Here is a 14,999-nt window from a genome sequence, read left to right as displayed (position 1 = left end):
TGGTGTGGCGCAGATCATCAGCGGCACGGCCAGCGGCGTGAGTGCCGGAACACTTGTCACGGTGACGCTGAACGGTAAAACGTACACCACCACCACGGGAGCGGACGGCAGGTGGAGCGTGGGGGTGCCGGTGGCGGATGTCACGGCGCTGACCGAAGGTGTGGCGACAGTCACGGCGGCTGTCAGCGATGTGGCGGGAAACAGCGGCAGCGCAACGCATAACATTACGACAGACCTGACCGGTCCTGTGCTGACCGTCAACACGGTCGCGGTGGATGATACCGTCAACGCGGCGGAGAAAGGGACTGACCTGACGCTGAGCGGTACCTGCGGTACTGACGTCGCCAGCATCAACGTGATGCTTAATGGCAAAGAATATACCGCAACGGCAGTTGATGGGGGATGGATCCTCACCATTCCCAGGGCCGATGTAACGAAACTGCCGGAAGGCGGCCTGACGCTGACGGCCACGGCGACGGATGCGGCGGGTAACAGCACGACGGCAACACATGCGTTCAGCGTGGACAGCCGGAACCCGGCCATCACCATTGATGCGCTGGGTGATGACATTCTCAATGCTGCCGAAGTGGCGGCAGACCAGACCCTGAGCGGTAGCGTGACCGGTGCTGCGGAAGGCGACAGCGTCACGGTGACCCTGAACGGCAAAACCTATACCGCCACGGTGACGGCAGATATGCGCTGGGCAGTCACGGTGCCGGCAGCGGACCTGGCGGCGCTGGCCAACGGCACGGCCACGATTTCGGCGGAAGTGACCACAGCCAGCGGCAACCCGGGCTCTGCGACCCACACGATTACGGTGGACGTCAGTGCCCCGGTCGTGACCATCGATAAGGTCACCGCCGACGACATCCTGAACAGCAGCGAACATGGTGTGGCGCAGATCATCAGCGGCACGGCCAGCGGCGTGAGTGCAGGCACCACCGTGACGGTGACTCTGAACGGCAAAACCTACACCGCCATCACAGATGCAAGCGGTAAATGGAGTATCGGCGTACCGGCAGCGGATATCGTCGCACTGGAAACAGGAATGGCCACGGTCAAGGCCGAGGTTGGTGACACGGCGGGTAACAAAGGCTCCTCCACACATGATTTTACCATCGACCTGGCCGGTCCAGCGTTGACGGTCAATACTGTCACGGCGGACGACATCGTCAATGCCACCGAGAAAGGTAAAGACCTTGTGTTAAGTGGCACCTGCGATGCGAGTGCCACCAGTGTGAAGGTGACACTAAACGGTAAAGAATACACCGCGACGGTAACCAGCGGGACCTGGAGCCTGACCGTTTTGGCTGATGATGTCAGTGCCTTGACGGAAGGGGTGAACACAATCTCTGCGAGCGCAAGCGATAATGCAGGCAACACCACGACAGCAAACAAATCTTTTACGGTCGATACGACGGCTCCTGTAGTTGTGATTAGCGCTGTTGCAACGGATGACATTTTCAACAACATCGAACACGGTACCGCTCAGACTATCAGTGGTTTTGCCGCTGGCGTGAGTGCCGGTACGACTGTCACTGTCACACTCAATGGAAAAACTTACACGACCACAACCAATACGAATGGCACATGGAGTATAGATGTCCCGGCTATTGATATGGCTGCAATCGCGGAAGGGACAACTACCATTACCGCGCAGATCGTGGATGTCGCGGGAAATACAGGCAGCGCGACCCGTGATGTGATCACTGATATCACCGGACCGGCAATTACTATTAATACTGTCGCGGGTGACGACATCGTTGATATTGAAGAGAAGAAAGGGTCCTTAACCATCAGCGGTACCTGCAGCACGGATGCGGAATTCATCACCGTGGTTATTGATGGCAAAACATATAATGCAACCATTGATGGAACGGCCTGGTCTGTTGAGCTGAACACTGTACAAACGGAGGCATTACCCGCAGGCGATCTGACGATCCTCGTGAAGGCAATGGACGGCATCGGCAATAGCACGACGGATACGCATGTCATTCATATCGATGGCGATATGGAGCCGGTCATTCTGATTGATTCAGTGACGGCGGATAATCGCCTGAACCAGGCCGAAGTAGCCGTCAATCAGGAGATTACGGGTAAAGCGACAATGGCGTCGGTAGGTGACACTGTCGTCGTTACCCTGAATGGTAAAACGTATACCGCCACAGTGGCCTCTGACCTTACCTGGAAAGTGACGGTACCGGCTGCGGATTTAGCGGCGCTCGGTGAAGGGACTACTACGGTAACCGCAGAACTTCTGGTGGATGGTAATGTCATCAGCAGTTGTACTCAAAGTTTTACGGTCGATACGATCGGGCCGGTGCTGACCATCAATCCTGTCGCCACTGACGATATTATAAACAGTGCCGAGCATGGCATGACGCAGATAATCAGCGGTACTGCCGCTGGCGCCAGTGCCGGAGCAACCGTGACCGTCACTCTGAACGGTAAAACCTATACGGCTGCGGTAACGGCTGAGGGAAACTGGTTGATCAGTGTACCGACATCAGACGTGGCGGCGCTGAACGCCGGAACAGTGACTATCAAAGCAGAAGTTGCTGATGCAGCAGGCAATAAAGGTAGTGTGACACATGACGTTGTGATCGATGTGACCGGTCCGACACTGGCGATAAATACCGTTACAGCTGACGATATCGTTAATTCTGCGGAGAAAAACTCGGCTCTGTCCTTGTCAGGAACCTGCGGCACCGATGTCACCGTAGTGACAATTATCCTCAACGGTAAAGAATATACCGCCATGGTTACTGGCGCGACCTGGAGCCTCGAGATTCCAGCCGCTGATGTCAAAGCACTTCCGGTAGGCAACCTCAATGTGACGGCAACCGCCATTGATACGGCAGGTAACAGCACCACCGCAAATCACAGTTTTACAGTGGATAACCAGGCATCAATTATCACTATTGATGCTTTGGGTGATGATGTGTTGAACGCGGCGGAAGTTGCGGTTGCACAGAATATCAGCGGTAAAGTGATAGGGGCAGCAGCGGGCGACGCGGTTATCGTTACCCTGAACGGCAAAACGTACACCACCACCGTGAACTCTGATCTGACCTGGACTGTCACTGTGGCGGCAACGGATCTGACCGCTCTGGCGCAAGGTCAGGCAACCATAACGGCAGAGGTGATCAACGCCAGCGGTAACAGCGGCAACTGCACACGCACCATACTAATCGATACTCTCGCACCTGTGGTCACTTTCAATACGGTGGCAACGGACGACATCATCAATATCGCCGAGCACAACATCGCACAAATGATCAGTGGTACTGCCACAGGGGTTAACGCAGGTGCGACAGTCACTGTCACGCTGAATGGCCACGACTGGACCACGACGGTGGGTAGCGATGGGACATGGAGTATGACGGTGCCAGCCGCCGATATCACTGCGCTGGCTGCAGGTGCAGCAACCTTTAAAGCCGAAGTGACTGATGCCGCAGGCAACAAAGGAAGTACGACCCGCGATGTCACTGTTAACCTGAGTGCACCGGTACTGGAAATCAACACTATCGCGGACGACGATATCATCAATGCGGTAGAAAAAGGGACGGCACTGGTACTGAGCGGCACCTGCGGCGAGGATGTTACACACATCAACGTGATGTTGAATGGCAAAGAGTATACCGCGACGGTGCTCGACGGTAGTTGGGTACTCACGATACCGGCAGCAGATGTGGCTAAATTGCCGGAAGGTAGCCAGGTCGTTACCGCAAGCACCACTGATGAATCAGGTAACACTACCACCGCAATCCATAGTTTTAATGTGGAGAGCCATCTACCGACAATCACTATCAATGCTCTGGGCGATGATATGTTAAACGCGGCGGAGGTCGCGGCAAACCAGAATATCAGCGGTAAAGTCGTCGATGCCGCCGTAGGTGACACCGTTGAGGTCACTCTGAATGGCAAAACGTACACCACAACGGTGGACGCAGATCACTCGTGGACGGTAACCGTTCCGGCGGCCGATCTGGCTGCACTGGCGCAAGGTCAGACAGCCATCGTTGCAACAGTAACGATGTCTGACGGCAACAGTGGTAGTGCTACACGCAATATCATCGTCGATACGACGGCTCCGATGGTCACCATTAATGCCGTGACAGGGGACGATATCATTAATAGTACTGAACACAATGTCACGCAGATTATCAGCGGTACCGCTTCCGGCACCAGTGCCGGGAGTGTCGTGACTGTTACTCTGAACGGCAAAAGCTACACTACCGCTACGGATGCGAACGGTAACTGGAGCGTAGGAATTCCGGTTGCGGATATCAACGGACTTGATGATGGGGTGGCAACCATCACAGCGGAAATAACGGATTCGGCTGGTAATAAAGGTAGCGCATCTCGTGATTTCACTGTCGATATGAGCGGTCCATTCCTCACGATCAACACTGTTTCTGAAGACGATGTCGTCAATGCCACCGAAAAAGGCGCCGATCTGACATTTAGCGGGGACTGTGGCGTTGATGTCGCTCATGTGAAAGTGACGCTAAATGGTAAGGAATACACCGCTACGGTGATCGACGGCAGTTGGGCCCTGACGGTTCCTGCGGTCGATGTGGCGAAACTTCCGGAAGGAAACCTGAGTGTTACCGCGATTGCTATCGATGATGGCGGTAATGCCACTATCATAACCCGCGATTTCAGTGTGAACAGTCAGTCACCGGCGGTCATTATTAATCCTCTGGGCGACGATATCCTGAACGTGTCCGAGGTGGCCGCTGACCAGACTCTCCGCGGGACGGTGACGGGAGCTGAAGAAGGCGACAGCGTTACCGTTATCCTGAACGGTAAAACCTATACCACGACCGTGACGGCTGATCTCTCCTGGGCTGTCACGCTCCCGGCTGCTGACCTGGCTGCGTTGGGGGAAGGTAACGTCACCATTACGGCGGAAGTGACTGCCGCAAACGGTAACAAAGGTTCCACAACGCATGGCATTACTGTCGATATGACTGTCCCGACGGTGACCATCGACAGTGTGACGGCGGACAACATCATTAACGGCACTGAACATGCCGTCGCGCAGATTATCACCGGTACGTCTACCGGCGTCAGTACCGGGGCGATCGTAACCGTCACTCTGAACGGCAAAACATACACCGCCGTGACCGATGCGAACGGCAAGTGGAGTGTGGGAGTCCCGGCAGCGGACATCGCTGCGCTGGAAGAGGGGACGACCACGATCAAGGCCGAGGTCTCCGACACTGCGGGTAACAAGGGCTCCGCCACACATGATTTCACCCTTGATCTGACCGGGCCAACCTTAGCGGTTGATAAAGTGGCTGGCGACGATATTGTTAACATCGCAGAAAAAGCCGGTACGTTAGCCATCACGGGTACTTGCGATCTGGAAGGGGGAACAATAACGGTCATTCTGAATGGAAAAACCTATACAACGATAGTCTCTGAAGGAAAATGGAATATCACGTTAGCTGCGGCGGAGGTGCAAACTCTTGCCCAGGGCGAAATCACCTTTACGGCATCGGTGAGTGACAGCAGCGGTAATACAACATCAGTGCCGCATACCTTTGCAATTGATACCACTGTACCAACGGTGATAATCAATGCGGTTTGCGTCGATAACATCATCACCGCCAATGAACTTAACAGTAACCCCAGCGTTACTGGCAGCGTCATTGGCGCTAAACCTGGTGATATTGTCACTGTACATATTGGTGCTCACGATTACATGGCAACGGTTAACAGCGACTTGACCTGGAGCGTGGTGGTTCAATCTGCCGACCTGAAAGCGTTAGGCAATGGCTTAAGTACGATTACTGCTGAAGTGACAAACGCGCAAGGAAATACAGGTAAAGGCGAGCGCGATATTAATATTGATGCCAATCTGTCAGAAATTTACATCAACCCGGTATCGGGTGATGACGTCGTTAACTTTATTGAGCATTCTGGCAATGTTTACATTACCGGTAGCAGTAGTGGTTTCGTACCGGGAGCGATTCTGACCATAGAGATCAATGGCAAAACTTACCAGGCGGAAGTTAAGGCAGGTGGATTATGGCAAGCCAATGTGCTTTCAGCAGATGTTGCTCTCTGGAATGGAACAGAAACAGTCAAAATCTCAGGAGATGATGTTAACGGAAACACCATCACTAAACTTCATGATTTCAATATTAATGTCTCTCTTCCTGCTATTACCGTCGATTCTATTGCATCAGACGATGTGATTAATGCTGATGAACAATCTCAGTCATTAACTATCAGTGGTTCCACTGCCGGTATGGAAGAAGGTCAATTAGTCACTATCACGTTTGCGAATAAGATGTATACCGCAACCGTAGATGCAAACGGGCACTGGGAAACAACGGTTACCGCAGCAGATATGGCTGCCCTGCAAAACGGTTTGATAACGGTGCAGGTTCATGTCACGAATACAAATGGCGAAAGCGCGAGCGCAGCCAGAGCGGTACTTGTTGACCAGGATGTTCCCGTTATTGTCATTACGTCAATGGCTGGCGGCGACAATGTTATTAACGCCGAAGAGAGCTCGGCATCCGTCGTTATTAGCGGTGTCGCTGGTGTGCCGGCAGGGACAAGCATTGAGATATCGTTAAACGGTAAGTCTTATACCACGGTAGTGAAAACCGGTGGCACATGGTCTGTTACTATTCCCGGAACCGACGTCACTGGGCTGACGAACAGTGACTACACCGTGACGGCCAGCGTGACCGATCGTTATGGCAATAAAGGCAGTACAGAAGAGATATTAATCATTGATGTCACTTTGCCAACGGTTAAGTTTGATGACCCTATTACTGATGACAACGTCATCAATAACGCTGAACATAATTCAGCAATTCTGATAACGGGTACCAGTACGAATTCAGACGTCGGGGATACCGTTGTTGTAACGATTGGAACAAAGACCTATACCACACAGGTCGATGAAAACGGCAACTGGAGTATTGGTGTTCCGGCAAGCGTGGTAAAAACATTACCTGAAGGTGAAAATACATTTTTCGTCACTATTACGGATAGCGTGGGGAATAGTTCAAACGACAGTAAAGTCATCAATGTGATTACGACATTGCCAACTATTACGATCAATACCGTTGCGCTGGATGATATTATCAATGCTCAGGAGGCCGGTAATTCTCTGACCTTAAGTGGAACCAGCAGTGCGGAAGATGGCGCGAAAATTGTCGTTAATTTTGGAACGAAGAGTTATGTCGCGACAGTCAGTTCAGGTGTCTGGAACCTGACGGTTTCATCAGCAGATTTACAACTGTTGAGCAATGGCAATTATACCGTTACCGCCAGCGTGACAGATCAATATCATAATGGGCAGTCAACAACACATAACGTCACGATTGATACACGCGTTCCTATTATTACTTTTAACAGTTTTGCCGTGGATGATATCGTCGATGCCGCAGAAGCTGCGGCCGCTCAGGTGCTTTCCGGTCATGTGACAAACGCACAGCCTGGCGAAAAAGTGATTATTCACTTCGGGAGTCATACGTACGAAACTGTGGTGCAAAATGATTTAAGCTGGAGCATCAACATCTCAGCAGCTGATGTTCAGTCACTTGGCGATGGTAAAACGACGATAACTGCAGAGATCACCACGGCTTCCGGAAATCATGCACAAACCCGGCATGAAATTACCGTCGATGCAAATCTTCCTACGCTAATAATCGATGAAGTCTCTGGTGACGATATTATTAACGTCATTGAACATGATTCGCCGGTGGTGATTACCGGTTCAAGTAAAAATGTCGAAGCTGGTGCAATTGTCACCATCACGGTTAATGGTATAGCGCACGAAGCCGTTGTTAAAACCGAGGGCACATGGCAAGTGGGGTTCACGACAGAAGAAGTGAGCGCATGGCCTGCTGGCGAACTTGATGTGAATGCCAGTGTAAATAATGGAATGGGCAATGCAACGATTACGGTTAATCCGGTTCAGGTTAATCTTAATGGTCCGGCGATCAGTATTGATGCTATTGCTACAGATAACATTATCAACGCAGTTGAAAAATCGACGAGTTTGATTATTACCGGGAAAACCCTGGGCGTTGAGGCTAATTGTACAGTCATGCTTAAATTAGGCGGTAAAAATTACACCGCGAAAGTCAATGCTGATGGTACGTGGTCAATCCAGATCCCTGCTGCTGATATGGCGACATTGCCTAACGGGACACTGGATGCTACGGCTGTCGTTTTAAATAAAGCTGGCAATAAAGCTGAATGTTCTCAGGGGGTTCTGGTGGACAGTATATCGTCTGTACTGACGATTGATACTATTGCCCAGGATAATATTATTAATCGTGCTGAACATGCTGATTCTGTTCAAATCAGTGGTTTCAGCGATGCAGGCGAAGGGAAAAAAGTTCAGGTCACTCTTAACGGTAAAACGTATGACGCGTTAATTGACTCAGATGGAAAGTGGAGCGTGATTGTCAGTGTTAATGACGTAAATGCACTGACGGACGGCACGAAATCTGTTGTAGTCAGTGTGAGTGACGATGCTGGCAACCAGACGACAAAAACCGCGAATATTCTTGTTGATCTCACTGCACCGACGCTGTCTTTTGACAGTAAACAGGCGATCGACAATGTGATAAATGCCACCGAACATGAACAGGCCCAGGTCATAACGGGGACGTCCACTGGACTCGCTGAAGGCGCGACGGTCGTCGTTAAGATTACGAATGCCAATGGTGTCATCAAATCATTTACAACGGCAGTCGATGAAGAGGGTAAGTGGAGTATCGGTATTAGTGCTGATATTGTTCGCGGCCTTGCGGATGGAACTTATACACTCACAGCCGATGCTAAAGACTCGTCGGGTAACCCGGCAAGTCAGGCAACGCACGATATCGATGTAAAAACGATAAGCCCTGAATTATCGATCACCACGACCTCTGCGGGTAACGATGATATTTTAAATAAAACAGAGAAGGCCGATGGTTTTGCGATTTCCGGTGATACAAATTTACCGGATGGCAGTATATTAACCATCACATTCAATGGTAAAATCTATCACCCAGAAATATCAGAAGGACATTGGGGAATCAATATCTCTCCTGCGGATATGGCATCTGTAAGTGATGGTTCATATATCATCTATGCACAAGCAAAAGATGTGAATGGAAATATCACAACGATCAGTAAAAATATTGTCGTCGATACAGTAGCACCCATTGTAATTATTAATGTTGTTGCGGGAGATGATATTGTTAACTCCACTGAAGCTGAAACCGGGCAAACCATCAGTGGCAAGGTGATCAATGGTGTCGCTGGCGATACCGTGAAAGTCACGTTGGGGAGTAAAACGTACACCACAACCGTAGGTAGTGATCTTACATGGAGCGTAACGGCTACTGCCGAGGATTTAAATGCGCTGAATAACGGCGTGAATACCATTAATGTGGTCGTCATTGATAGTGCGGGTAATGAAAGCATTAAATATCCGCATGAGATTGGTATAGCGATAAAAATACCAGAATTGACAATTGATGATATTTCTGGTGATAAAGTTATTAATAAAATTGAGCATGACCAACCGCTGATTATTACTGGGAGTGCAACGAATTTATCAAATGGTGATGTTATTCAAATTACCATCAGCGATGCTATCACTAGCAAAACTTATTCTGGAACGGTCGGTGCTGACGGACATACCTGGGCTGTCCTTGTGCCAAAAAATGATGTTTCTCTATGGAGTGATGGTGCTGAATTAACGTTCACCGCCTCTGCAACAGATGCCTATGGTAATACATCGACGGAAATAACCACGACCGCTACCGTAAACTTAGACAGTGTTGCTATCTCACTGGACTCCGTTGCGGGTGATAATATTATTAATGCGGCGGAGGCGACCAGTGAGGACGGGCTAACGCTCTCAGGGCAAACAAGTAATGCGAAAGACGGTGATACTGTCACAGTTACTTTTGCGGGTAAGACGTATACGACGGTTGTGTCCAATTCAGATAATGACGAATCGGGGAGCTGGACTTTAACGGTACCTCAAGAAGACCTGGAAGGCTTAACGCTGGGTAATAATAACGAGATTAAGGTGAAAGTGACCAATGATGTTGGTATCAGTGCGGAGGAACATCGGTTTATTACCTATGAGCCCGTTTCACCAACCATCACTATTTCTGTTATTAGCGGCGATAATATTCTGAGTGCAGCGGAAATGGGGCAACCTTTACAAATTAAAGGCACCTCAGCAAGCGACACAATCGGTCAGACATTAACGGTCACACTTAACGGTAAAACGTATACGACAACAGTCAACGCAGATGGTACCTGGTCTGTCTCTGTCCCTTCTTCTGACCTGACGAATATGCAAAATGGCATGTATGACGTTAAGGCTGAAGTCAACGATGTGGCAGGCAACCACGGTACGGCGTTAGCCGATCCACAATTACAAGTTCTGCTGAAAGTACCGCAAATCGTCATTGATCCAATCACCGGTGACAACTTTATCAATGCGATAGAGCATAGCAGCAGCGCGAATCTGGTCATCACGGGTACGACCATTGATGCTGAACCTGGGGCTACGGTCAGGGTGACGCTCGGTGGTGTGAATTACAATACTACCGTGAAGGCTGATGGTTCGTGGAGCCTGACCATCAATGCGGCGGTTATTCAAGGTTTAGCTGAAGGGACTGTGCTGGTCGATGCCATGGTCCAGGACAGTCATGGTAACTCTGGTAACGCACCTCAAGTTAAAGTGACGGTTGACACCGTGGCTCCGGTGATTTCTATCGATACTGTTGCAACAGATAACATTCTGAATACGGATGAACTCACCGCGCAAAATGGACAAACAATTTCAGGTACTGCATCCGTTTCTGAGGCGGGGCGCACCATAAACATTGTTATTTCAGGTAATGACATAAATCAGTCGTATACAGCAATCGTCGGTGCTGACGGTAAATGGAGCATCAATATCCCGGCAGGAGAATTAGCCGATTTTACAAACGGTATTTATGATGTTACGGCTACGCTAAAAGACGCTGCAGGTAACGAAGAGACAAAAACGAAAAAAATTAAGGTTGATGATACTAAACCTGTTATTACGATTGATCTCTTCTCTGGCGATGATCGCATAAATAACAGTGAACACACCAGGTCACAGGTTATTAGCGGTACCACGGATGCGGCGGCGGGTAAAACGGTTACCGTCGTTTTTGGTGACGGCACCGCGAATGCCAAAACGTACACCACGACCGTAAGCGGTGATGGAAAGTGGAGTGTTACGGTCACTGCGGAAGATATGGCGCTGTTGAGTGATGGCAGCTATGTTATTAAGGCATCGGTTGATAACGCGATTGGCAACCATGGTTCATCAACTCGCGCGATAGTCATTGATGCCACTCCTCCCGTCATTGCTTTTGATACTAATATTGCGGGTCAGGACAATGTGGTGAATATCACTGGGCAGGTAGATGGCATTCGGGTCTCTGGTACGACTACCGCCGATCCTGGTCAGACTGTGACGGTGACATTCAATAACAGCAGCACCTATTCTGCGACAGTTGCCGCCGATGGTTCGTGGTACATTGATCTTTCAGGCAACGACTTCACGGGGTTGCCTGACGGTGACTATACCATCACAGCTGTTGTGACGGACAAAGCGGGCAATACTTCATCGACAACCAGTAAAACCCTAACGCTGAGCGATGAGAAAGTCACGTTGACGATAGACGATTTTACGGGTGATACCTGGTTAAATAATGCAGAAGCCTCGGTTGTACAGAAAATAACGGGCACCTCATCGGCGCCAGATCGTACCGTTGTTACGATCACCCTAAACGACAAAACCTACACCACGACAGTGCAAAGCGGAAAATGGAGCTGTGATGTCAGCATTGCTGATATGTCTTTGTTAACCGATGGTACGCAATACACTATTTCTGCGAGTGTCTCGAATTCTGTCGGCAACGTGACAGATGCTTCAAAGCATTTCACTGTGGATATATCAGTACCAACGTCAATGATTACTATTGATTCTATTACTGATGATTCAGGTCTGAGTTCTAATGATTTTATTACTAATGACAGATCACTCACTGTTAATGGTTCGTTAGATAAAGCACTGGGCGTGAATGAAAAAGCACAAATTAGTGTTGACGGTGGTACAACCTGGATGACCCTTAGTGTCACAGGGACAAGCTGGAAATATATTGATGGGCGTTCACTGAGTGAGGGAAAACATACTTATCAGGTTCGTGTTGTCGATGAGGCAGGAAACACAGGTAATACCGCCACCCGGGAAGTGGTCATTGATACGATAAAACTTTCTGAAGCGATAACGCTTACCATAGACAGTATTACAACAGACAGCGGGATGTCTGGCAGCGATTTTATTACTAACGATACAACGCTGACCATTAAAGGCAAAATTGGCGCGGCTTTAGGTAACGGTGAGCATGTTCAGATTAGCCTTGATAATGGGATTACATGGTCAAACGTCTCGTTAAACGGTCTTGACTGGTCATACGATTGCGGTGAATTGACGGGTACAGTGGCATGTAAAGTTCGCGTTATAGATGATGCGGGAAATACAGGTTCCACGGCCAGTCGTGACATTGTCATTGATACAGCAATATCTGATACCGTCATTGCAATAACAGGTATCAGTGACGATACCGGCACGCTGGGAGATTTCAAAACTAACGATACAATATTGACGATTAATGGTTCGCTAAATCAGGCGCTGTTAGTCGATGAAATGGTTCAAATCAGTGTGGATGGCGGAGCCTGGAAAACAGTGACGGTGACAGGAACGTCATGGCAATATGCTGAAGGAACTGTTCTGATAGAAGGTTCTCACTCCTGGTCAGTAAGGATCATTGATAAAGCGGGAAATATAGGTTCAACAGCGCAGAAAGACATTGTCATTGATACCACCCTCTCGGGGGCGACAATTGCTGTCACATTGATAGACACCGACACAGGCAAGAGCAACGCCGATTTTGTTACCTCAGATAATACGCCAGCCTTAAAAGGCTCGGTGAGTCAGGAACTGGCAGCAGATGAAAGACTTGAGATTTGTGTCGATAACGGTAACTGGCAAAGCGTCACGCTGGATGAATTAAACTGGAGCTACTCCACAGAGGCATTAGCCGATGGCGAACATACTTATTCCTTGCGGATTATTGATGATGCAGGCAATGCCAGTGTCATTACAACGCAAAAAGTTGTCATCGATACCGTCGCACCGCTCGCCATGCCAGAAATTGTCAGTTATACGGACAATAACGGTAAGAAGCAGGGAACCTTTGAGGCGGCAATCTCCAGTGATGATAAATCCCCTTGTCTGAATGGCACGCTGACTAAGGCCCTTGGAAATGGTGAATATGTCGAAATTTACCGAAATGGCGTAGCCGTGGGCCAGGCCGCCGTCACAGGGTTGACCTGGACCTGGACTGACAATTTGGCAGGGTTGTCGGATGGTACATATACCTACAGCGCAAAAGTTGTGGATATGGCGGGTAATTCAACCGATTTCAGCTATTTTTATTATATTCTGGATACCACTCTGCCAACACTGACTGCCGTAATGACGGCATTGACGACAACCGATACAACACCTGTTTTAAGTGGTACCTTTGCCGGGACGGGTGATTTCTTGCTGAATTATGTTCTGGAAGTCACCGTCAATGGGAAAACCTATTCTTCTGTCGATGGTACCGTTGTAGTCGATATTCCGAATAAGACCTGGTATCTGCAGATACCCGATCAGGATGCGTTAACGGTCTCAGGTAGCGCGTACACCGTAAATATGCAGGTGTCTACGTTGAGCGGTAATGGCAGTGATACGACGAACTCAACCATGACGGTAAGTGCTGAAACGACCCTGGTGGGCCCAGCAATCAATAGCGAAAACTATAACCCGTCGCTTGCCGGAGGGGTGACGCTAGATGCTAACGGGATGTGGATGTTTACTGCAAATGATACCTTAAGTGCGTCTATAGACAGAAATACTTATACCAAAACAGCATTGCCAATCACGGGTTATTACAACTCATCGAGTTTCTTCGATTATAATCGTGATGGTTATATGGACATCGTGGCAGAATCAACGGGATATGATAATTTTTATTTGTATACAAATAGTGGCGTTAATACTTTTACCCGAAAAGATACACGTATTGGTGGAGGGGGAGTTGACGGTGGCGACTCCGGTACTATTGTCTCTGCTGACTTTAATGGTGATGGTTATGCCGATTTTATATTCGGTGATAATAACCTCAACTCAAGTGCGTATTTTATTAATAATAAAGATGGTTCATTTTCTCAGCGTTTATCCCGAAGCGCGGTTACTGGTGTGACTAAAGGAAAAAATGTCACAAATTGGATTTCTGGCGCAGAGTTATCAATTGTGGATTTGAATAATGACGGGAAATCTGATGTTGTCATGCACACAACGAATAACTCAAACAGCTACGAGTTATCCTCCATGCTTGGTAAAGGGGACGGCACATTTATCTGGCAGCAGGAAATAGCAAATGCCTTTTATTCTACTTCTGACTCGAATTACAATACATCATTGACATGGGCCGATTTTAATAATGATGGGTACATGGATCTTTATATGTCTATGTGGAGAAGTAATGGCTTTAATGGAAAGTTGTTGCTAAATGATGGCAATGGAAATCTGAACGGACCCATTGCAGTTGATTCTGAGGGGGTGCGTAGCGGATATTCATTGGCCATAGACTGGAACCATGATGGTTATATGGATATAGTAAAAACTGGGAACACAGGTTGGAACAGCAACTATAAATCATACATTTATTTAAATGATGGCACTGCGAAATTCACTAAGCAGGTTTTTGGTACTGGAATAAATTCTGTGGTAACAGCTGTTGCAACCATGGATTTCGACTGGGATGGTGCTAAAGATGTGCTGATAAGCTATCAGAATGGTCAGACCGAGCTTGTCAGAAATAAAAATAGTGTCGATGAAGGTACATCGTTACACTTTAAGATCGTTG

At 48.8% G+C, this 14,999-nt stretch carries 1 pseudogene; it reads left to right on the top strand.

From position 1 onward, the window contains the following. Positions 1 to 4: 4 nt before the first annotated feature. Positions 5 to 14,905, top strand: a pseudogene (locus tag CJP72_RS07470) (Ig-like domain-containing protein); the annotation flags it as partial. Positions 14,906 to 14,999 lie beyond the last annotated feature (94 nt).

The sequence above is a fragment of the Citrobacter sp. NCU1 genome, from assembly GCF_010231475.1.
In the GTDB taxonomy this organism is placed as follows: Bacteria; Pseudomonadota; Gammaproteobacteria; order Enterobacterales; family Enterobacteriaceae; genus Citrobacter_D.
The sequence above is the reverse complement of the archived record's forward strand: the minus strand, read 5'-3'. Positions and strand labels throughout refer to the sequence as shown.